Here is a 22,654-nt window from a genome sequence, read left to right on the forward strand (position 1 = left end):
CTTGCACTGCTTTTGGGTTGCGCAAACGAACCTGATTCCGGTCATCCCGATCAGGGGGCGACCACGACCTTGCCGAGAGCCCGACCTTCGCCGACCAGGGCCAGCGCGTCGGCGGTGTCCTCCAACGGGTAGGTCCGGTCGATATGGATGGCGACCTCGCCCGCGAGGCACATGTCTGCAAGCGGACTGAAATGCTGGGGCCCCTCCTTGACCGCGAGTACGCCGATGCGTCGGCCGGTGAAACGGCCGACAACTGCGCCGGCAGTCAGGACACGTAGCAACGTCGGTACCGATCCGCCAACACACAGGTATCGGCCACCGGGCTTCAAGGCTCGGCGGTAGGCGAAGACCGACCGAGACGCGACCATGTCGAGGATGAGATCGTAATGGCCGGTGGTGAAGTCGCCGGCCTGGTAGTCGATGACCGAGTCGGCACCGAGTGAGCGCATGAAGTCGAGCTTGCCTGCGTTGTCGACGGCGGTGACATGGGCTCCGGCCCGCTTGGCGAGTTGGATCGCGAACGTTCCCGACCCGCCTCCGGCACCATTGACGAGCATTCGCTTCCCGGCTGCTGCGTCTCGGGTGCCCTGAACGGCGATGGCGCCGGACTGGGGGATCGTCGACGCTTCGGCAAAACCGAGTTCAGATGGCTTGTGCGTCAACACCGATTCGGGTGCGATCGCGTATTCGGCGAAACCACCCTTGAGACGGAGGTTGTCGCCGTACACCGCGTCACCGGCGCGGAACCGTGTCACGTCGTTGCCGACGTCATCGACCCACCCGGCAATGTCAGACCCGAGTGTCGGTCGCGCCGGCCGTCGTACTCCACCGGTCCGCGAGTAGGCGGGTCGACCGCGCAGAGTCTCCCAATCACTCAGATTTATCGACGTCGCAACGACTTTCACCCGTACATGGTTCGCCGCCGGGCTGGGAATGGGCACCTCTTCGACGCGCAAGACAGCCGGTGAACCATACCGGGACTGCACAACGGCCTTCACCTCTCCGATGGTATCGCCGGGGACGTGCGGAAGTGGCGCGATCGAGCTCTCGGGTCCGGTCGGGCCCAGTTGCTTAAGGTCGATGGCATGCCGAACACACGACAGATGACCAACGGCCTGTTCATCCGGGCGTTGCAGGTTCATCAGTTCCTGTACGAGAAGTCCGACGGACTAATCGGCCATCGCCTGCTGATGGGCAATCCGACGTTGCTGCTCCGCACAACTGGGAGGCAAACCGGGCGGGCACGGTGCAACGCCCTCACCTACGCGCGGGACGGACAGCGATACCTCGTCGTCGCATCCAACGGTGGATCACCAAGACCGCCAGGATGGTTGGCGAATCTGAAGGCCGACGCCGATGTCGAGATCCAGGTCGGGCGACGCCATCTGCAGGCGACCGCCCGAGCCACGTACCCCGACGACCCGGACTACGCACGACGGTTCGCGATCGTCGACAAGGTCAACAAGGGGCGCTACGCGGGATATCAGCGGAAGACCACGCGACCGCTGGCAATCGTCGAACTCACGGTACCGACCCATCCAGACCGGTGATCCCGTCAGCCGTGGTAGAAACACACCGATGCGTCGACGACCGATGACCCGGCTGGCCACCCTCGTGGTGGCTGGGTTGATCGCGGTCGGATGCGCCGACGAAACCCTGTCCGAACGCACGGCTTCCGCGTCGCCGGCGATCACCTCGCCGAGAGTTCAGGTGGTATCGCCGGCAGCGCGGGCGGCCGGTCTCATCGACGTGCGCACTGTGGTGCCCGACGCCCTGATCGACCTGCGCTACGCGACAACGAACAACTTCGTCGGAGTTCGCCTCTACCCGCCGAATGCGCGCTGCCTGGTACACGAATCGATGGGAGCGGGGTTGCGTCGCGCCGCGCAGCAGTTGCGACGCAGCAATGAGGTGCTGGTGTTCTGGGACTGCTATCGCCCGCACTCGGCGCAGCAGACCATGTACGAGAAGGTCCCGAATCCCGCCTGGGTGGCGGCGCCGGGACCGTACTCACGCAGCCACGAGTCGGGGCGTTCGGTCGACATCACGCTGGCCGCGCGTCGGGCCAGTTGCGCGCCGAGCCGTCGGATCGCCGATCGTTGCCTCGTGGAGATGGGCACCGATTTCGATTCCTTCACGCCCCGCGCCACAGCCTACGCGACCAACGGGGTATCTGTTGCTGCACAACGTAATCGAGCGCGACTGCGTGGGGCGATGACCGCCGGCGGACTCTCTCCCTATTCGGGGGAGTGGTGGCATTTCGACGGTGCCGGCGCCGGTGTTCGGCGACCGATTATCGACGTGCCGCCGCTGTAGCTCAACACTCGCGTCCTACGCGTTCATCTCGCTACACGGTAACGTCTTCGGCTACTCGGCCCTTGACAAGCGGCCGCACTCTCACCGACGAGGAGTCGCCACATGAAGCCGATCGATCGTCGGATGTTCCTGGGCGGTGCCGCCCTCCTCTCGGCGGGACTCGTCGCCGGCTGCGCGACGTCGTCGTCGGACGACTCCGGATCCTCCTCGTCGTCGACGACTCCGCCGAGCGGCGGACTGTCCTTCGATCCCAAGGCCTACACCGAGAAGACGACGACGATCGCCACCGACGCGGGCGACAAGAAGGTCACCTACCGGTTCTATGGGCCGCTGATCTACGTCGCGCACCCGGTCAACTCCGAGTATCAGAGCCTCACGATCAGCGTGCCGACGAGCATCGACGGCAAGGCGATCGACGCGAATGATGCACCGATCGTGTTCGCCAACTCGGTGGGCGGGTATATGCCTGCGTCGGTGAAGGATTCGACCGGTGTCGGCGGCTCGATGTCGATGGGCGGTATGGGTGGCCCGGGCATGAGCGGCGCATCTGGTGCCAGCGCCGCGCCCGGCGGGATGCCGAGTATGCCGGGTGGCATGCCGGGCATGGCCGGCGGTGCGTCCCAGGGATCGGCGAGCCCGAGTGGCGAGGTCCAATCCGGCGGCAATGCGATGGTCAACGGCATGGGCAAGTTGGTCAACCTCGCCCAACAGGCGGTGGCCGCCGGTTACGTGGCCGTTGAACCGGGTTGTCGTGGACGAACTCTCGTCAACGGCAGCGGCGAGTACTACGGCGTCGCGCCCGCCGCGATCGTGGACCTCAAGGCGGCCATCCGCTACTTGCGCGCCAACGCCGACCGCATTCCGGGCAACACCGAACAGATCGTCTCGACCGGCACCAGTGCGGGTGGTGCGCTGTCGTCGCTGCTGGGTGCCTCGGGCAACAGCGACCTCTACCGCACCGAACTCGAGGCCCTCGGCGCGGCAGCGGCCGACGACGCGATCTTCGCCGTCGGTGCCTGGTGTCCGATCGCCGACCTCGGCCACGCCGACGGTGCCTACGAATGGAACTGGGGCACCAACCCGGTCGCCTCTACTGGCGCCCAGCCCAACCAGACGCTCTCCGGGCAACTCCGCGACCAGTTCGCCGCCTACATGCCCACCTTGAAACTGAAGGGCCTCAATAACTTCGGCGATCTACGCGCCGCCAACTACAACGAGTACCTGATCCAGACGTACCTGCAGCCGTCCGCGACCCGCTACCTCACCGGCCTGTCGACGGCCGACCGCACCGCCTACCTGCAGGCCAATCCGTTCATCACGTGGTCGAACAACGCCGCCACGTTCACCTGGGAGGGATACCTCACCCACGTCGGCGCCCGCAAGAAGACGCTGCCGGCGTTCGACGCCTTCGACCTGTCCGCCGGGGAGAACAACCTCTTCGGCCACGGCACCACCAAGGCCCGGCATTTCACCGAGTTCAGCGCGCAGCGGGCCACCTCGGGCAACACCACCCTCGACGCCGACATCCCGAAGCTGCTCGATCAGATGAACCCGATGTACTTCCTGGAAGACCGGAACCCGGACCGCAGTAAGCACTGGTGGATTCGCCTGGGCACCAAGGACACCGACACCGCGCTGACCGTGTCCTGCAATATCGCTGCAGCAGCGGCCGGTCTCGGCGACCAGGTGAATCACCTCATGTACTGGGACGAGGGACACGGCGCCAACAGCGATGCCGCGGACTTCATCGCGTGGATCGGTCAGATCACCAAGCAGTGAGTCCGGCCCAGATCAGTTCTGCGGGAAGTTGAGGGTCAGCGGTGCCGCCGGCCCCATACTCAACGCTGCCAACACTTCCGGCGTGATCCCCGGTCGGAAGGTCGCCGCCGCGCCGCGCACATCCGAGCCGTTCCCGATCGACGACAGGTCCACGTCGGCGATGTCGACACGACGCAGCGCGTCGGTTCCGTTCATGTTGGTGGTCGAGGTGGCCATACTCAATACCCCTCGGCCGTTGCGCACCCGAATCACCGGGTCCACCAACGCGATCTCGGCGAGATGGAATCGACTGAACGCGACGATCGTTCCGCGATAGCGGATCTCACCGGTCCCGTTGCGCAGGTTCGACGAGGTGCGGGTGTAGGTCAGGTTGCCGCGCGGGTCGACTCCGGCTCCATCGGAGCCCGAGATGCCGCCCCCGGCGGTCTGCGTGACGATCCGATGAAAGCTCGGCGAGTAGGCCCACACGAGATCACGTCGCGCCTCGGCCGGGGTGTTCGGCCCTGGCGCCGTCGAGTAGTTGATCGGCACCGACCGCTCCTGGGCGGGGTTGTCGGCGCCGGCCGCGCCATAGGTGTAGATGCCGTAGCGGGCGCCGGCCGGAATCGTCTTCGGCGTGGTGGCAACGATTTTCGCGGTGAACGAGCCGTCAGCGCGCAGCGGCACCCACTGCTGGCGGATGGTGCGCCGCAGGTCGAACGGTGCCGTCGGCACCTGTGCCAGTGCCGAGGGAGCCAGTGCCCACTTGACCGCGGAACGGTTTGTGGCGCGGGCGGATTCGGGTGCGCCCGCCGACGGCTTCCAGTTCGGGGCGAACGCACCGAAGGCGATGAACGTCCCGTGCGGCACCCCCGGCGGCACCGGAACCGGCAGCCCGTAGCGGTTTGCGTTCGGATCGAATCCGGCCCCCTTGACGACGAGGGTGTCGCCGGGATGGATGACCGACTGGCCGACCGGGGTCGTACCGTCGGCGCGGAACACGGTGATCTGCGCGGTGGTCGCCGGCGCGGCCGTCGCCGTCGTCGTCGCGATGCCGGACAGGGCCAGTACGAGCGTCACCACAAATCCGACAAAAACCCTGAACGTCACCTTTGACATGAGGGCATGCTAACCATCAGCGGTGGCGTCGAACAGGGGCAATGGTCCTTGGTCGAGGGAATCGACTTCACTCGAAAGCGGAGTTCGAACCTTCAGGATGCACGTGATCTCGCATCGCCTGTAGGTGAGCCATCATGGGGTGCCGGTTCGCGAGTCGGGCGTTCTCGGCGTCTTAGCTGACCAGCGGGTGTGCTGAGGATCCTCAGCACGCTCGGAGGAACTTTCTCGCCCGCGAGTCGACTGTGTTTCTGGACATTTTCTGCGGCATGACGGACCGAGGCTTCCCAAGCCTCATCATCTTCAATACCCGTAGGCCGTCCCATCAGGTCATCCTTTGCTATTCGGTGCAGGTGGAGACCGTGCACTCCGAGGATAGCTGTGCCGAGCAAATCCGCAGTCCAAGCTATTCTCGGACGAGTCGTCCAATCGTTTCTGTGGCTATGGGTCAACGTCAACGTCGCCGAGGTCCACTTCGGCTTCAAGTCAATCCGCTGGACGTCATGAAGTCACCCCACCGAGGCCCAGCTTGGGATGAACAACCCGAGAAGCAACCAAGCAACCATGGCGAGTCCGGTAACGATCAAAACTCCGCTGACGCAGAGACCGGCCTGTCTCAGACGACGAGAATCAGGCGCGGATACGTCGTCCGTCTCCGACACTGAGTCAGACACGGCGTGGCGGGATTCTCGTGTGATCCGCGATGGTATTGAAGCTGTTTCCCCTCCACGACATTCGTCTACTCCCCAGCGATTACACAAAGGATCGATCCGGCATCTGCTCACAGCTTGGTGCCGACAGAGGACAGAGTCGGCGATCGAGGTTTCGCTAATGCTGCATGGGCAATTGACCGAAGGCCGGCATGTCACCAGGGAGTCATCCGCACAAACGACATACGCGTACGGTCGACCACCATGGACACCCTCGCCACCCGGCTGACCACCAGTGACGGCATCTCCATCGCCTACCGCGTGATCGGCGACGACCCCACCCGGCCGCCGGTGGTGCTGCAGCACGGGTTCGCGGCGAGCGCGGCCCGCAACTGGGAGGCGCCGGGCTTGGTCAACGCGCTCCTCGACGACGGGCGCCGGGTGATCCTCGTCGACGCCCGCGGACACGGCGAATCCGACAAGCCACACGACCCGGCGCACTATGGCGAACCCCGCATGGCCCGCGACCTCATGGAACTGTTCGACGCCCTCGGACTCAGCGAGGTCGACCTGGTCGGCTACTCGATGGGGGCCATCATCTCGCTGCTGACCGCGGCACAGGACACCCGCATCCGACGGCTCGTGATCGGCGGTGTCGGCGCGGGCGTGATCGAGCTCGGCGGCGTCGACACCCGCGTCATGAACGACCGAAACCTGGCGGCCGCCCTGCGCGCCGACGATCCCGACACCATCACCGACCCGGTCGCACGCGGTTTCCGTGCCTTCGCCGAGGCCTCCGGCAACGACCGGTTCGCGCTCGCCGCCCACGCCGAGAGGGTGCACCGCGAACCCATCCTGGTCGACGCCATCACTGCGGCCGTCACCGTCATCGCGGGCACCGAGGACGCCCTCGCCGCCCGCCCGGAGGTCCTCGCCGACGCCCTACAGGCGCACCTCATCCGAGTGCCGGGCGATCATCTCGGTGCGGTCCGAACCAACGAATTCCGCGACGCCCTGCTCACCGCGCTGCGCTGACGGACGAAAACCAAGCCACCAAACACTTGAACCTGAACGCACCTTCAAGTACGTTCTGGACATGCACCTCGATGGCAAAGTCGCAATCGTGACCGGTGGTGGCGGCGGAATCGGCGCCGCGCTCGCCGAAGCGCTCGTGTCCAAGGGGACCCGCGTCGTCCTCACCGACATCAACCGGCACGCGGTCGACGCAGTGGCCGCACGCATCGGCGAATCGTCGCCGGGCACGGTGGCCGCGACCGCAGGCGACGCCGCGTCGTCGAAGCACATCGATGAGGTAATCAGCTTGGCTGCCGACCACTTCGGTCCCGTCGACCTCTACTTCGCCAACGCCGGAATCGGCGGTGCCCCTGGTCTTTTCGCCACCGACGAAGAATGGTCGACGGTCGTCGACATCAACGTCATGGGCCACGTCCGCGCCGCGCGGCGTCTCGTACCGGAATGGCTCGAACGCGACGGCGGCTACTTCATCTCCACCGCCTCGGCGGCCGGCCTGCTCACCCAACTCGGCTCGGCCACCTACTCCACCACCAAGCACGCCGCGGTCGGCTTCGCCGAATGGCTCTCCGCCACCTACGGCGACCGAGGGATCCGCGTCAGCTGCCTGTGCCCCATGGGCGTCGACACCAAACTCCTGCGGCCCGAAGGCGGTGCCACCGACGACGCCGCGAAGCTGATGCAGCGCGCTGTTGAGACCGCCGGTCGCGTCCTCACCCCCGCCGAGGTCGCCGAGACCGTCCTCGCCGCCATCGACGCCGAGCAGTTCCTCATCCTGCCGCACGCCGAGGTGATGGACATGTACCGCCAGAAGGGGTCCGACTACGACCGGTGGCTGCGCGGCATGCGTCGCTACCAGCGGACGCTCGAGAGCGCCGAATAACCGCGGCGCCCACCACAGACTGCCCGCAGCCACCGCTGCCCAACGAAGGAGATACCGATGGATCTGCTCAACCCGTCCGAGCGCGCCGAGAAGTACCGCGCGCAACTGCTCGAGTTCATGGACACCCACATCTACCCGAACGAGGCGGTGTACGAGCAGCAGATGCGGGAGTCGGAGAACCCGCACGCCACTCCGCAGATCCTGTTGGACCTCAAGGCCAAAGCCAAAGAGGCCGGCCTGTGGAACCTCTTCCACCCGCACGCGGAGTGGGGTCCGGGGCTGACCAACCTCGAGTACGCGCCGCTCGCCGAGATCATGGGCCGCGTCACCTGGGCATCGGAGGTCTTCAACTGCAACGCCCCCGACACCGGAAACATGGAAGTCCTCACGCTTTTCGGCAACCAGGAGCACAAGGAGCGCTACCTCACGCCGCTGCTCGACGGTGAGATCGCCTCCGCATTCGCGATGACCGAACCGGCCGTCGCCAGCTCGGATGCCACCAACGTCGAACTGTCCATGGTGCGCGACGACGAGAACGACGAGTACATCCTCAACGGCCGGAAGTGGTTCGCGTCCAACGCGATGCGCCCGGACTGCCAGGTGTTCATCGTCATGGGCAAGACCGACCCGACGGCACTACCGCACCGGCAGCAGTCGATGATGGTCGTCCCCCGGGACGCCCCCGGTCTCACCATCGTCCGCAACCTGCCCGTCTTCGGCTACGTCGACCGAGAAGGCCACGCGGAGCTCCTCTTCGAGAACGTCCGCGTTCCCGCTTCCGACGTCCTCAAGGGCGAGGGCGAAGGCTTTGCCATCGCGCAGGCACGTTTGGGACCGGGCCGCATCCACCACTGCATGCGCACCATCGGCGCGGCCGAGCGGGCACTGGAACTCATGTGTGCCCGCGCCTCGAGCCGAGTCACCTTCGGCCAGCCCATCTCCGAGCGCGCCAATATCCAGGACTGGATTGCCGAGGCCCGCATCGATATCGAGATGGTCCGGCTGCTCACCCTCAAGGCCGCCTACATGATGGACACCGTCGGCAACAAGGCTGCGGCCACCGAGATCGCCGCGATCAAGGTCGCGGCCCCGAACATCGCCCTGAAGATCATCGACCGCGCCATCCAGGTGCACGGCGGCGGCGGAGTCACCGACGACTTCCCACTCGCCATGGCCTACGCCCACATTCGGACGCTGCGCCTGGCCGACGGCCCGGACGAGGTGCACAAGCGGGCCATCGCCCGGCGCGAATTGCGGCCCTACCGCAAGAGCGAGACCGCTTCGGAAACCGTTGCCGGCGTGTCGGATCAGGCCCTGATCTCCCGGTGAACGCACAACCACAGCCGACCACGGTCGTCATCCCGGACACGGACATGACGGCCCTGGTCGGCTGGCTCTCTACCGTCGGTGTCCACCCGACCGGTGAGATCAGCTGCACCCGAGTCGGTTTCGGACAGTCGAATCTCACCTACATCGTCACCGACGAGTCTGGACAGCGCTGGGTGCTGCGCCGACCGCCGAGCGGACACCTGCTGGCCTCGGCGCACGATGTCGCCCGCGAGGCCCGGATCTTGTCCGCGCTGGCCGACACCGACGTGCCCGTCCCGACCATCTACGGGGTCTGCACCGACGAGACGATCAGTCCGGTCCCGATCGTCGCCATGGAGCACGTGAGCGGCGCGGTGATGACGGATCCGTCTGCCGCCGAGCCCCTCTCGCACGAGATCCGGCACGCCATCGGCATGTCGATGACCGACACCCTCGCGCACATTCACGCAGTGGATCTGGGCGCGGTGGGTCTCGACGATCTCGCGAGTCAGAAGCCCTACGCGCCACGGCAGCTGAAGCGGTGGACCGCGCAATGGGAGAACTCCAAGACGCGCGAGAGTCCAGAACTCGAAGCGCTCACCAAACGCCTCGCCGACAACATTCCCGAACAACGCGAAACAACCTTGGTACACGGGGACTTCCACATCCGCAATGTCATGGTCGATCCATCGACGGGGTCGGTGATCGCCGCTCTCGATTGGGAACTCTCCACGCTCGGTGATCCGCTCGCCGACATCGGCAGTACCCTCGCGTATTGGCCGGAACGTACCGATGCCCGCCTCCTGGGCGACCCCGTGGAGGTCATGGACGGATTCCCCGGCCGCTCCGAAATGGCCGCGTCCTACCTCGAGAAGACCGGGCGCGACGCGCAGGCGCTGCACTATTGGCACGCGTTGGGACTGTGGAAGATCGCGATCATCATCGAAGGTATCCTTCGGCGTGCCAAGGACAACCCATCCAACCGGGCCGCGCACGGTGTGCCGACAGCTGACTACGCCGATGCGCTGATTGCCCGGGCTATCGCGGTGGCCGACGAGGCAGGACTATAGAACGATGTCGAAGGAATCCGGTGGCGCCACCAAGACCCCACTCACCGCACGCGGGGAACGCACCCGCACGGGGCTGATCACCGCGGCCCGCACGGTCTTTGAACGCGACGGCTTTCACGCCGCGCGACTGACCGACATCACCGCGGAGGCCAACTGCGCCACCGGATCCTTCTACACCTACTTCGACAGCAAGGAAGAAATCCTCGACGCCGTCCTCGCCGAAGCACAGGAGGACATGCTCCACCCGGGCCTGCCGCACGTCGAGCCGGCCTCCGATGACGACCCCACCGCGGTGATCGAAGCCTCCAACCGGGCGTACTTCGAGGCGTACCGCCGCAACGCCCAACTGATGCTGGTGCGTGAACAAGTCGCCGGCCTGAGTCCCGAGTTCCGGGAGAACCGCCGACGTCGCGGCCTGGTCTTCGTCGAACGCAACGCCAAACTCATCCGCGACCTCCAAGCCCGCGGCGTCGCCGACCCCGATCTCAATCCGTCAGACGCCGCAAGTGCCCTGTCCGGCATGGTGTCCCGCATGGCTTATCACGCCTTCGCCCTCAACGACGGTTCCTCCGACATGGACGACCTCGTCTTCACCGCAACTCGCCTGTGGGTCAACGCGATCGGCCTGCGGCGCCCCTCTGCCGGTTGAGTCGAGACCACTACCGCACCGACGCCCCCAACCCTTCCCGATCAATCGCGCGCTTGAGAATCTTGCCCGTCGCACCCTTCGGCAACGCGTCGACGAATTGATAGATCCGCGGCACCTTGTACGCACTCAGCCGCTCTTTCGCCCAGGCCCGCAACGTATCCGGATCGATGACCACACCGGGTTTGGGTGCGATGACCGCCGCGATCTCCTCGCCGTAGTGCGCGTCGGGCACCCCGATCACCGCGGCCTCGACGATGTCGGGGTGGGTGTAGAGCACCTCTTCCACTTCACGTGGATAGACGTTGTAGCCGCCACGGATGATGAGATCCTTCACGCGGTCGACGATGCGTACATTGCCGGCCGCGTCGATCGCGCCGAGATCGCCGGTCTTGAACCAGCCGTCGACCAGTTCTGCCGCGGTGGCATCCGGCCGATTCCAGTACTCCTTCATCACCGTCGGGCCCTGGATGAAGATCTCGCCGACGACGTCGGTGTCGAGGACCTGCCCATCCGGATCACGCACCTCGACCCGGCTGCCCGGCACCGCCGGCCCGACTGTGCCCACCACCGGGTGGCCGTTGACGTCGTGAAAGGTTGCCACACCGCAGGTTTCGGTGAGCCCGTAGCCTTCCAGCACGGTGCAGCCGAAGGTCTCTTCGAACTCGCGGATCACCTCCGCCGGCAGCGCCGCACCGCCGGAACCGCCGAGCCGCAGTGCGGTGAAGTCGTCGGGTGAATAGCCCTCGGCCACCTGCAGCATGGCGTTCCACATGGTCGGGACACCGCAGGCGATGGTGATCTGCTCGTCGCGCAGGAGGTCCAAGAGTTTCGTCGGCACAAAGGGATTGATCAGCGAGAGGCTGCAGCCCTGCGACAGCGCCCCGTTCATCACCACTGCCTGACCAAACACGTGGAACAGCGGCAGCCCCGTCGCCCACCGGTCCTCCGGCGTCACCGCCATCAGCGTCTTGAACGCCACCGGACATGCGTTGATGTTGCCGACCGTCAGCGCCGCACCCTTCGGGCGGCCTGTCGTCCCCGAGGTGTACAAGATCACCGAGATGTCGTCGTCGGTCCGATCCACATACGACGGAACGGGATCCGGCAGATCGTCGGCGGTCTCGTACGGCCCGATCTCGACGAACGGCACGCCTGCCGATTCTGCGCTGCGTCGTGCATTCTCGGCACACTCGTGCCATGCGATCACCATCGACGTCCCGGAATCGTGCAGAACGTAGTCGATCTCCGGTGCCGTCGACATCACGTTCATGGTGATGCCGACGGCGCCGAGGGTCTGCAGCCCGTAGTAGGTGATCACGAACTCCGGGATCGACGGCGCGATGAACACCACCCGATCACCCTCGGCCACACCGAGTTCGGCCAGCCGAGCGGCTGAACGTGCAATCTGCTCTCGCAGTTGGGCGTAGGTGAGACGGCGGTCGCCGCTGGTGACGGCGATGCGGTCGGGAGTGTCGTCGGCGAACGCCCAGATCTTGGCGACAGTGCTGGCCATGCTAGTCCTTGCTCGAAAAGTGCTGTCCGGATGCCGAAATTACTCGAAATAGCGCCGCGGGACGTCAACCAGCATCGAGGTGATGTCCTTGTCGCTGACACCACGTTCCCGCAGCGCGGGAAGCACATCCTCGCTGATGTGGCGGTAGTTCCACTTCGGCACGGCCTGCTTCTTCGCCTCGGGATCGAACCAGTCGATGAAGCACGCGGCGTCGTGCGCCAGCGCCATCCGATCGGCATAGCCCCTCTCGCACAACGCAACCACGGTGTTGATGCGGTCTTCGAAGGGCAGCAGGACGTCGAGGCCGAAGCGGTCCATGCCCAGGATGGAGCCGGCGTCGGCGAGCTTCATCAGGTAGTCGAGGTCGGTGGAGTCACCGGAGTGGCCGATGACGACCTTGGTCAGGTCGACGCCCTCCTCCTTGAACACGCGCTGCGCGACCAGCCCGGACTCCGTGTGCGGGTTGGTGTGCACGGTGATCGGTGCACCGGTGTTCGCGCTGGTCTGCCCAACAGCCCGCATGACCCGCTCCACACCCGGCGTCAGCCCCTGTTCTTCGATGGCGCACTTGAGGAATGCGGCCTTCACTCCGGTGTTGGCGATGCCCTCGGTGAGGTCCTTGGTGAAGAAGGTGACGAGTGGTTCCGGGGTGTCGAACAGCAGGCCGGGACCGGTGTAGTGGAACTGGAACGGGATCTCGTTGTAGGTATAGACGCCGGTCGCGACGACGACCTTCAGGTCGATCTGTTCGGCGATGCGCTGCACGCGCGGAATGTAGCGGCCGAGGCCCAGCACTGTCGGGTCCAGGATGGTGTCGATGCCGAGCTGCTTGAGCTCAGTAAGGTCCCGCACCGCCTCGGCGATCTTCGCGTCCTCATCCCAGTCGTCCTGGAAGTTCTGGTTGTACTCGGTGCCCAGCACAAAGATGTGCTCGTGACAGAGAACATTGCCGAGATCGGCGGAATCGACGGGTCCGGTGACGGTGTTGACGGTGCTCATTACGGGTCCTCCACATCGGTGTGTAGACAGGGTGCAGACATCAGTGTGGCTTGCATCACTCCGCGAGAACAGTAGTTGAGACTGAGTTCAAGTTCAAGACACAACCGACACGGTCACGTTGCAGGCTCCGGCAAGTCGTGCATCATGGACCAATGCCGACCGCGAAATCCCCTGGCACGGCGGATACCCCCTCGTCTTCCAGTGCCGCCACCCGGGAAAACGTCATCCTGATCCACTGGCACGATCTGGGACGTCACCTCGCGTGTTACGGCTACGACGGCGTGGACAGCCCCAACCTCGACGCACTCGCGGCCGACGGGATCCTGCTCACCGAGGCCCACGCCACGGCCCCGCTCTGCTCCCCGGCGCGCGGGTCGGTGTTCACCGGCCGCTACCCGCACCGCAACGGACTCGTCGGTCTCGCCCACCATGGGTTCGAGTACCTGAGCGACGTGCGCACGTTGCCGTCGCTACTGTCCGAGGCCGGCTACCGCACCGTGCTGTTCGGCATGCAGCACGAGAGCGCGGATCCCACCGGCATCGGCTTCGACATGGTCGACGTCTCCGACTCGCTGTGCGATTACGTCGTCGCCCGCTCTCAGGACTGGCTGCGCGATCACGTCGATGCCTCCGACGAACGGCCCTTCCTGCTCACCGCAGGCTTCTTCGAGACCCACCGTCCGTATCCGGGCGACCAGTACAAGCACGTCGACCCGTCGTCGGTCAGCGTGCCGTCGTTCCTGCCCGACACCACCGACGTCCGAGAGGATCTCGCCGGCCTGTACGGCAGCATCACCCAGGCCGACGCCGCGGTCGGACGGTTGCTCGACACCGTCGCCGAACTCGGTCTCGACGAGACCACCTGGATCGTCTTCTTCACCGATCACGGCCTCGCCTTCCCCCGCGCCAAGTCCACGCTCTACGCCGAGGGCACCGGCATCGCGTTCATCGTGCGGCCCCCGGGCGGACGCGCAGTCACCCCGCACACCTACGACCATCTGTTCTCCGGCGTCGACCTCGCACCCACCCTGCTCGACCTGCTGTCGGTGCCCACCCCCACCGGTATCGACGGCGCCTCACACGCCACCGAATGGCTGAACGAAGCCGAAAAGCCGGTACGCACTGAGGTATTCACCGAGAAGACGTACCACGACGCCTTCGACCCGATCCGTGCCGTGCGCACCAAGGAATACAGTTACATCGAGAACTACGCCGAACGTCCCGGGCTGTTGCTGCCGCTCGACATCGCCGACAGTCTCTCTGCCAAGTCCGTCGACCCACACGCCACCGAAGACCCGCGACCCCGCCACGAGCTCTACGACCTGACCAAAGATCCCGATGAGTTGAATAATCTCGCCGACGATCCGACCTACGCCGACATCCGGCACCGCTTCGCCCAGATCCTCGACGAATGGCGTTCCACCACCGGCGATGTGATCCCCGACGAGCGTGACGGCACCGCGGTCGCTGAGCGGTTCATGGCCGATTTCTTCGCAAAAGCGCAGGGAAAATCGCCCGACGAGGATGCACTGCCGTCTCGTCGGCCGCGCGGCGAACGACGCGAACTGCACGGCGAGATCAGCACGCTGCGCGACGACCATCCGCACTGATCCGACACCTGCAGCACACCGGCTCAGAACCGTCAAGGTTTGACGCCGGATGAGCGTAAATCCCCAGGTTGCGAGGCATTTTCAGCGCATTACACTGCTCGCATGCCCGACGTTTCGAACTACCTTGTGTGCGCCAGCCAGCGCAGCGGCAGCACCCTGCTCGTCGAATCGCTGGCTGCCACCGGGGTCGCCGGCAAACCGCAGGAGTTCTTCCAGTACTTCACGACGTCGTCGCAGGCGCCGCAACCGCGGGAGTGGTTTGTCGGGGTCAAGAACCCGGAGATCCTGTCGCGCCTCGCGCCGCTCGACCGCGGCCTCGTGGACACCCGCGACAGCGACGAGTGGAAAGCCGACATCCTCGACCACGGGCGCTCACCGAACGGGGTGTGGGGCGGCAAACTGATGTGGAACCAGACGCCGCTGCTGATCGCCCGCACCCGCGTCGGCGCCGGCACCCTGCGCACCGCGATCCACGCGCTGTTCGACGGTATCGACCCCGTCTACATCCACGTCTACCGGGAAGACGTCGTGCCGCAGGCGATCTCGATGTGGCGTGCGGTGCAGACCCGTGTCTGGCGCGACGAAGACGGCGTCCACGCCGGTAGCGACGACGGGGCCGTCTACAACGCCGAGGGCATCGCGCATCTCGCCGGTCTCCTGCTCGATCAAGATCGCAACTGGCGCAGGTGGTTTCGCAAGGAATCCATCGACCCCGTCATCGTTCCCTTCGGCGAACTGGTCGGAAGTCCCACCGCCACCACCGCGCGGATCCTCACCGCCATCGGGCAAGACCCGGATCTGGCTCCACCCCCACCACTCAAACCCCAGGCCAACGCACGCTCCAAGGAATGGGCGGCGCGCTACCGCGCCGACGCCGCCCGGAACGGATACCCGCTATGACCGCCGAACCCCTGCTCGTCGAAGACCCGATCGAGGACATCGATCACGTTGCCGCCCTGAGGGTCCTGGAATCCGAGTCGGTCCACATCATCCGCGAGGTGGTCGCCGAACTCGAACGCCCGGTCCTACTGTTCTCCGGCGGCAAGGACTCCATCGTGCTGCTTCGGCTGGCGGAGAAAGCCTTCCGGCCCAGCCCGCTCCCGTTCCCGATTCTGCACGTCGACACCGGACACAACTTCGACGAGGTCATCGAGTTCCGCGACCGGCGCGTCGCCCCAACCGCCGACAACCCCGACGGCATCAAGCTGATCGTCGCATCGGTGCAGGAATCCATCGACTCCGGTCGGGTCGCCGAGTCCACCGACCCATCGGGCTCCCGCAACCGTCTGCAGACCCGCACCCTGCTGGACGCGTTGGAGGCCGGGCGTTTTGACGCGGCCTTCGGCGGGGCCCGCCGCGACGAGGACCGCGCGCGTGCCAAGGAGCGGGTCTTCAGTTTCCGTGACGAGTTCGGCCAATGGGACCCACGCGCCCAACGCCCCGAACCGTGGTCGCTCTACAACGGGCGGATCCGCCGCGGCGAATCGGTGCGCGTGTTCCCGTTGTCGAACTGGACCGAGGTCGACATCTGGCGCTACATCGAACTCGAAAACCTGGAATTGCCATCGATCTACTACGCCGGCGAACGCGAGGTCTTCGACCGCGACGGCATCCTGCTCGCCGTGTCACCACACAGCCGGCCCCGCGACGGCGAACACGTCAGCACCGAATGGGTGCGCTATCGCACCGTCGGCGACCTGACCATCACCGGCGCTGTCCGGTCCCGCGCCACCAGCATCGGCGAGATCATCACCGAGATCTCCGACGCCACGGTCTCCGAACGAGGCGAGACCCGCGCCGATGACCGCACCTCCTCGGCCGCCATGGAAGACCGCAAGCGCGAAGGATACTTCTGATGAGTACCGTGATCGAACCCCACTTCGGCAGCGCCACTTCGATTTCACCGCGCCGCCAGATCCTCCGGCTGGCCACCGCCGGCAGCGTCGACGACGGCAAGTCCACTCTGATCGGACGGCTGCTGCACGACACCGGATCGCTGCCCACCGACCACCTCGACGCCGTCACCGACGACGACGGCGTCGCCGACCTCGCCGCGCTCTCGGACGGTCTGCGCGCCGAGCGGGAGCAGGGCATCACCATCGATGTCGCCTACCGCTTCTTCGCCACCGATACCCGCAACTACGTGCTCGCCGACACTCCCGGTCACGAGCGCTACACCCGCAACACCTTCACCGGCGCGTCCAACGCGCACGTCGCGGTCCTGCTGGTGGACGCGCGCAACGGATTACAGGTGCAGACCCGACGTCACGCGCGCATCGCGACCGTCGTCGGGGTGCCGCATATCATCGCTGCGGTCAACAAGATCGACCTCGTCGACTACTCCGCCGACCGCTTCGCCGAGATCGAAGCCGAGCTGAAAGAGCTTGCGACACAGATCGGTATCGACGAGATCCTGGCCATTCCGGTGGCGGCCAAGCATGGCGACAACGTCGTACACCGCTCGGACAACACCCCGTGGTATACCGGTCCCACCCTGCTCGAGTACCTCGAGGGGGTGGAGCTGATCGCCCCGTCACCCACCACCGACGAACTGCGCCTGCCGATCCAGTGGGTGTCGCGTCCCACCAAGGAGCATCGCCGACGCTACTACGGGCGTCTCGCCGCGGGCCGCCTGCATGTCGGGGACGAGGTCACGGTCCTGCCGTCCGGTAGCAGCAGCATCGTCACCGCATTGGACACCCTCGACGACGACCGCAAGTTCGCCGTTGCGCCACTGTCGATCTCGGTGGAACTCGCCGATGACATCGATGTGGGACGCGGCGACGTGATCGTCAGTGCCGCGGACTCCGCTCACACCCCGGTCCTCGCGCGGGAACTCGACGCCACCATCTGCTGGCTGTCGGACACCCCGCTGCGCGCCGGCGATCGTGTCGCCCTCAAGCACGGTGCCGCCACCGTCCGCGCGACCGTGCAGTCGCTGGATCGTCGTCTCGATCCGGAGACCCTGATCGAGCAGGTCGGGCCGAGCAGCCTGGGCCTCAACGACATCGGCACCATCACCCTGCGTACGTCGTCGGTGATCGTCGCCGACCGCTACACCGAAAACCGCGACACCGGGGCGTTTATCCTGATCGACGAGTCGACCAACGACACCGTCGGCGCTGGCACCATCGCACAGCCACGAGAAGTGGTGCCCGGCAAGGCCACCCGCAACGACATCAAATGGCATCCGAGTTCTCTCGGCCGCTCCGAACGCTGGCAGAAGACCGGCCAGCGCGGCGCCACCGTCTGGCTCACGGGCCTGCCGGCATCCGGCAAGTCGACCGTCGCCGTCGCACTCGAACGTGAGCTCGTCGGTCGTGGCCGCGTCGCCTACCTCATCGACGGCGACAACATCCGCCACGGCATCTCCGACGACCTCGGCTTCTCGCCCGGTGACCGCGCCGAGAACATCCGGCGCGTCGGACATCTCGCGCGACTGTTCGCCGACGCCGGTGTCGTCTCCATCGCCTCGATGGTGTCGCCGCTTCGATCGGACCGAGAGATCGCCCGCGAACTCCACCGCGCCGCCGACCTCGACTTCATCGAGGTGCACGTTTCCACCCCGGTGGCCGAATGTGAGCGTCGCGACCCCAAGGGTCTCTACGAACGCGCCCGCAACGGTGAACTCAAGGGCCTCACCGGTGTTGACGCACCCTACGAGAAACCCACCGACCCCGACCTCCGTTTCGACACCACCGGCGAGGACATCGAGGAGCTCGCCGGGCGGATCGTCGCGGTCCTCACCGAGAGAGGCATCCTCTAACCGACCCCTGCTCGCCGACCGCCCGACCGCCCACGCCCGCCTCGCCACCCGCCCCAACCGCTGGTTGAGCGCACCACCCACGCCCGCCTCGCCACCCGCCTCAACCGCTGGTTGAGCGCACCACCCGCGTCCGCCTCGCCACCCGCCTCAACCGCTGGTTGAGCGCACCACCCGCGTCCGCCTCGCCGACCGCCCCAACCGCTAATTGAGCGCACCGCTTGCGCCCGCCTCGCCGACCGCCCCAACCGCTGGTTGAGCGCACCACCCGCGTCCGCCTCGCCGACCGCCCCAACCGCTGGTTGAGCAGGCCGGCGACGAAGGAGCCGACCGTGTCGAAACCCGACGCGTGCCCGGTCATCCAGCGGAGAACGCCCCCGTTGTCCTCCGAGCACAACAATCCCGTCGAAGTGTGGCCTGCGCGACCGTTTCACCTGCGTTGACCCGGCCCTAGTGTCGTAGCTCACAGCCTCCCGCCACGAGCAACGACGAAAGGGCCACCACCCGTGACCTCCTCCTACTTCGCCTGGGAACTCACCGACCGCGGCACTGCGCCGTGCGTCCGCGACGATGCCGTCGCACTCGACTACGCCGAGTTCGCGCAGCGGGTCGACGCGTGCGCGGAGCAGCTCGATCGCCTCGGCGTCGGACGCGGAGACGTGGTCGCGACCGTCCTGCCCAACCGTGTCGAACTCCTGATCACGCTGATGGCCGCGTGGCGTCTCGGTGCGATCACCACTCCGGTCAACCCGGGGTTCACCGCCGCCGAAGCCGACTATCAGCTCACCGACTCCGCAGCCCGCGTCGTCGTCGCCGATCGTGCGGAGATGGCCGTCGGGCGAACACATCTGGCCGCCGACTCCCTCGCCCACACCGCGAGTTCCGCCTGGACACCGCCGCCGTCACCGACCCCCGACGACGATGCGCTGCTCATCTACACCTCCGGTTCCACCGGTCGCCCCAAAGGCGTACGGCTGTCCCACGCGAACCTGGGATACATGGCATCGGCGATGGCGCAGCACTGTTCGCTCACCGCCGCCGACCACGCACTTCTCGTCCTGCCGCTCTTCCACGTGAACGCGATCTGCGTCAGCTTCCTCGCACCCATCCTCGCCGGCGGACAACTCTCCATCACCGGAAAGTTCTCCGCCTCCCGCTTCTTCGACGACGTCGCACGACTGCGCCCCACCTACTTCTCCGCAGTTCCGACCATCTACGCACTCCTCGTCTCCCAACCGGACTTGCAGCCGGAAACCCTTGCCTCGCTGCGCTTTGCCATCTGCGGTGCGGCACCGATCTCCAAAGAACTCCTCGACCGCACGGAACAGGCTCTCGGCATCCCCATCGTCGAGGGCTACGGCCTCACCGAGGGCACCTGCGCCTCGGCGTGCAACCCCGTCGACGGCATCCGCAAACTCGGCACCGTCGGCACCGCCCTGCCCGGACAACACATCAGCATCGTCGACTCCGACGGCCGCGACCTCCCGCCGGGCGAGACCGGCGAAGTTGTCATCAGCGGACCAAATGTCATGCGCGGCTACCTCAATCGACCCGAAGCGACCGCCACCACCATCGTCGACGGACGCCTGCACACCGGCGACGTCGGCCGACTCGACGACGACGGCTACCTCACGTTGGTCGACCGCATCAAGGACATGATCATCCGCGGCGGAGAAAACCTCTACCCCAAGGAAATCGAGAAGGCACTGGCGACTCATCCGGCCGTGCTCGAATGCGCCGTCGTCGGCAAACCCGACGACCTCTACGGCGAAGTACCGGTCGCCTTCGTCGTCACCTACCCGAACCAGGACACCACGACGGCCGACCTCTGCGCGCACCTCGCTCAACTGTTGGCGAAACCCAAGCAGCCCAGCACGATTCACCTCGTTGGCCAGCTGCCGCGCAATCCCGTCGGCAAGATCGACAAACCGGCACTCCGCACCGAAGTCCGCACCCCCCAACCGATCTGAGGAGTCTCCCATGGGATTCACCCAACCCGACTTTCCGCCCGTCGACCCGAAAACCTTTATGGACAAACCCTTCCTGGAACGCCTCCGCGTACTGGGCGCGCACTGGGCCGAATACGGGTTCGGCACCCCGAAGATGGTCCACGTCATCTACCTGGTGAAAGTCTTCGTCTTCTACGCCGGCGTCGGACTCACCCTCGCCACCCTCACCTCCGGCCTGAATCCGCTGCACGTCACCGACTGGTGGAACCAGCCCATCGTCTATCAGAAGGCCGTGCTGTGGACCGTCCTCGTCGAGATCCTCGGCATCGGCGGCTCCTGGGGTCCTCTGGCGGGACACTTCAAACCGATGACCGGTGGGATCTTGTACTGGCTGCGGCCCAACACCATCCGCCTCCCACCATGGCCGGACAAGGTGCCGTTCACCTCCGGTGACAGCCGCACCCCGATCGACATCGCCATCTATGTCGCCATCCTGGTCAACCTCGCGGTCGCGATCGCGTTGCCCGGTGTCCACTCATCGTCACTGGACGCCGCGATCGCCGACAATCACGGCCTCGTCAACCCCGCCCTGATGTACCCGTTGATCGCCCTGCTGGTGGCAATCGGCCTGCGCGACAAGGTCATCTTCATCGCTGCCCGCTCCGAGCAGTACCTCCCGGCGATCATCTTCTTCGGGTTCCTGCCCTTCGTCGACATGATCATCGCGCTCAAACTGCTCATCGTCACCGTGTGGGTCGGTGCCGGCGTGTCCAAACTGGGACACCACTTCTCGATGGTCATCCCACCGATGATCTCCAACACGCCATGGCTGCCGAGCAAGGCGATCAAGCGGATGCACTACCGCAACTTCCCGCAGGACATGCGGCCGTCGAAGGTGGCCGGCGGCATCGGACACGTGCTGGGCACCCTCGTGGAGATCGTCACCCCGTTGCTGCTGCTGTTCTCGACCAACCGCACCCTCACCCTGCTCGCGGTGGTGCTGATGGTGGCCTTCCACCTGTTCATCTTCTCCACCTTCCCGCTCGCGGTCCCGCTGGAATGGAATCTGCTGTTCGCCTACGCCTCGATCTTCCTGTTCTGGGGCTTCCCCAACTGGGGCGGCTACGGCCTCGCCGACACCACCATGCCGTGGGTGATGATCGCGATCGCCGCCGCGCTCTGCTTCTTCCCGGTGCTCGGCAACCTGCGCCCCGACCTGGTCTCGTTCCTCCCGTCGATGCGGCAGTACGCCGGCAACTGGGCGTCGGCCACCTGGGCTTTCGCGCCCGGCGCCGAGGAGAAACTCGACCAGCACATCGTGCGAGGCGCCAAGAACACCCGCACCCAGCTGCTCGCGAGCTACGAGCCGGAGGTCGCCGACGTGGTGATGCACCAGATGATGGCGTGGCGCTCGATGCACAGCCAAGGCCGCGCACTCTACTCGCTGATGCTGCGGCACCTCGGCGACGACATCAACACCTACACTCTCCGCGAAGCCGAGTTCTCCTGTAACTCCTTGGTGGCCTTCAACTTCGGCGACGGGCACCTGCACGACGAGAAGATGATCGCGGCCCTGCAACGCCGCTGCCACTTCGCGCCCGGCGAGTTCACCATCGCGTGGATCGAATCCCAACCGATCCACAAGGGCACCCAGCGTTTCAAGGTTATCGACGCCGCACTCGGCGTCATCGAGACCGGCACCTACCGGGTCCGCGACGCGATCCACGAGCAGCCCTGGCTGCCCAACGGCCCCATCCCGCTCCACGTGGACTCGACCCTCGACGTTGACGCCCGCCGCGCACTGACCGATCCTGAAGTCGTGGCCGAACCCCAAATGCGTGAACCCCGGATGCGATCCACCGGGACGCCGGATCAGGTGCAGCAGTGACGACTGCCATTGTGGTCGGCGGCGGGCCCAACGGGCTCGCCGCCGCCCTGCACCTGGCCCGCAACGGCGTCGACGTCACCGTGCTGGAGGGGGGCGCCCCCGTCGGGGCGGGGGCGGGGTGGCGGGCAGTGGGCGGGGCCGGGAGCATCC

Annotated in this window: 19 protein-coding genes; 15 read left to right on the forward strand and 4 right to left on the reverse strand. The window is 66.0% G+C overall.

Annotated elements, in window-relative coordinates; translation table 11 throughout:
* Positions 1-50: 50 nt before the first annotated feature.
* Positions 51-998, reverse strand: coding sequence for an NAD(P)-dependent alcohol dehydrogenase (locus tag AAFP30_RS05170; protein WP_419228794.1), 948 nt, complete (start codon positions 996-998; stop codon positions 51-53).
* 87 nt (positions 999-1,085) lie between these two features.
* Here AAFP30_RS05170 and AAFP30_RS05175 point away from each other — a divergent pair, with 87 nt between their 5' ends.
* The 3 genes from AAFP30_RS05175 (at position 1,086) to AAFP30_RS05185 (ending at position 4,095) form a co-directional block, all read left to right on the forward strand.
* Positions 1,086-1,550, forward strand: a complete 465-nt coding sequence (locus AAFP30_RS05175; RefSeq protein ID WP_419228795.1) for a nitroreductase family deazaflavin-dependent oxidoreductase — start codon at positions 1,086-1,088, stop codon at positions 1,548-1,550.
* A gap of 28 nt (positions 1,551-1,578) precedes the next feature.
* Positions 1,579-2,316 carry a M15 family metallopeptidase gene (locus tag AAFP30_RS05180; protein WP_419228796.1) on the forward strand — a complete coding sequence of 246 codons (738 nt, stop codon included), beginning with the start codon at positions 1,579-1,581 and terminating at the stop codon, positions 2,314-2,316.
* Positions 2,317-2,418: 102 nt separating this feature from the next.
* Complete coding sequence (locus tag AAFP30_RS05185) at positions 2,419-4,095, forward strand: subtype B tannase (RefSeq protein WP_419228797.1); 1,677 nt, start codon at positions 2,419-2,421, stop codon at positions 4,093-4,095.
* Positions 4,096-4,107: 12 nt separating this feature from the next.
* On the opposite strand, the gene AAFP30_RS05190 is transcribed toward AAFP30_RS05185, so the two are convergent.
* Positions 4,108-5,193: an HtaA domain-containing protein gene (locus AAFP30_RS05190; protein ID WP_419228798.1), complete on the reverse strand. Its 1,086-nt coding sequence runs from the start codon at positions 5,191-5,193 to the stop codon at positions 4,108-4,110.
* A gap of 911 nt (positions 5,194-6,104) precedes the next feature.
* Here AAFP30_RS05190 and AAFP30_RS05195 point away from each other — a divergent pair.
* From AAFP30_RS05195 to AAFP30_RS05215, 5 genes are all read left to right on the forward strand, one after another.
* Positions 6,105-6,875 carry an alpha/beta fold hydrolase gene (locus tag AAFP30_RS05195; RefSeq protein WP_419228799.1) on the forward strand — a complete coding sequence of 257 codons (771 nt, stop codon included), beginning with the start codon at positions 6,105-6,107 and terminating at the stop codon, positions 6,873-6,875.
* A 61-nt stretch (positions 6,876-6,936) separates the two neighbouring features.
* The gene (locus tag AAFP30_RS05200; RefSeq protein WP_419228800.1) at positions 6,937-7,755 is read left to right on the forward strand and encodes an SDR family oxidoreductase; all 819 of its coding nucleotides are present in this window, start codon (positions 6,937-6,939) and stop codon (positions 7,753-7,755) included.
* A gap of 57 nt (positions 7,756-7,812) precedes the next feature.
* A complete protein-coding gene (locus AAFP30_RS05205; protein ID WP_419228801.1) occupies positions 7,813-9,084 on the forward strand; it encodes an acyl-CoA dehydrogenase family protein in 1,272 nt (423 codons plus the stop codon).
* 44 nt (positions 9,085-9,128) lie between these two features.
* A complete protein-coding gene (locus AAFP30_RS05210) occupies positions 9,129-10,133 on the forward strand; it encodes a phosphotransferase family protein (RefSeq protein ID WP_419228818.1) in 1,005 nt (334 codons plus the stop codon).
* Between the two features lie 4 nt (positions 10,134-10,137).
* Positions 10,138-10,782 carry a TetR/AcrR family transcriptional regulator gene (locus AAFP30_RS05215; RefSeq protein WP_419228802.1) on the forward strand — a complete coding sequence of 215 codons (645 nt, stop codon included), beginning with the start codon at positions 10,138-10,140 and terminating at the stop codon, positions 10,780-10,782.
* Positions 10,783-10,792: 10 nt separating this feature from the next.
* Here the strand turns inward: AAFP30_RS05215 and AAFP30_RS05220 are convergent, their stop codons facing one another.
* Both AAFP30_RS05220 and AAFP30_RS05225 read right to left on the reverse strand, forming a co-directional pair.
* Positions 10,793-12,295, reverse strand: coding sequence for an AMP-binding protein (locus AAFP30_RS05220; RefSeq protein ID WP_419228803.1), 1,503 nt, complete (start codon positions 12,293-12,295; stop codon positions 10,793-10,795).
* A gap of 39 nt (positions 12,296-12,334) precedes the next feature.
* Positions 12,335-13,294, reverse strand: a complete 960-nt coding sequence (locus tag AAFP30_RS05225) for a phosphotriesterase family protein (RefSeq protein WP_419228804.1) — start codon at positions 13,292-13,294, stop codon at positions 12,335-12,337.
* A gap of 152 nt (positions 13,295-13,446) precedes the next feature.
* On the opposite strand from AAFP30_RS05225, the gene AAFP30_RS05230 reads away from it, so the two are divergent.
* The 7 genes from AAFP30_RS05230 to AAFP30_RS05260 all read left to right on the forward strand — a co-directional run.
* On the forward strand, positions 13,447-14,904 hold the full coding sequence (locus AAFP30_RS05230) for a sulfatase (RefSeq protein ID WP_419228805.1): 1,458 nt from the start codon (positions 13,447-13,449) through the stop codon (positions 14,902-14,904).
* A gap of 102 nt (positions 14,905-15,006) precedes the next feature.
* Positions 15,007-15,804, forward strand: a complete 798-nt coding sequence (gene stf0 / locus AAFP30_RS05235) for a trehalose 2-sulfotransferase (RefSeq protein ID WP_419228806.1) — start codon at positions 15,007-15,009, stop codon at positions 15,802-15,804.
* Positions 15,801-16,760, forward strand: coding sequence for a sulfate adenylyltransferase subunit CysD (gene cysD, locus AAFP30_RS05240; RefSeq protein WP_419228807.1), 960 nt, complete (start codon positions 15,801-15,803; stop codon positions 16,758-16,760). Before stf0 ends, cysD begins: the two co-directional genes overlap by 4 nt.
* The gene (cysC, locus tag AAFP30_RS05245; RefSeq protein ID WP_419228808.1) at positions 16,760-18,670 is read left to right on the forward strand and encodes an adenylyl-sulfate kinase; all 1,911 of its coding nucleotides are present in this window, start codon (positions 16,760-16,762) and stop codon (positions 18,668-18,670) included. Before cysD ends, cysC begins: the two co-directional genes overlap by 1 nt.
* A gap of 503 nt (positions 18,671-19,173) precedes the next feature.
* Complete coding sequence (locus AAFP30_RS05250) at positions 19,174-20,637, forward strand: class I adenylate-forming enzyme family protein (protein ID WP_419228809.1); 1,464 nt, start codon at positions 19,174-19,176, stop codon at positions 20,635-20,637.
* A gap of 10 nt (positions 20,638-20,647) precedes the next feature.
* On the forward strand, positions 20,648-22,504 hold the full coding sequence (locus AAFP30_RS05255) for a DUF3556 domain-containing protein (protein ID WP_419228810.1): 1,857 nt from the start codon (positions 20,648-20,650) through the stop codon (positions 22,502-22,504).
* On the forward strand, positions 22,501-22,654 hold a 154-nt coding region (locus AAFP30_RS05260), incomplete at its 3' end, for an FAD-dependent oxidoreductase (RefSeq protein ID WP_419228819.1). The genes AAFP30_RS05255 and AAFP30_RS05260, both read left to right, overlap by 4 nt.

This window comes from Gordonia sp. CPCC 205515 (genome assembly GCF_048537925.1).
Lineage (GTDB): Bacteria > Actinomycetota > Actinomycetes > Mycobacteriales > Mycobacteriaceae > Gordonia.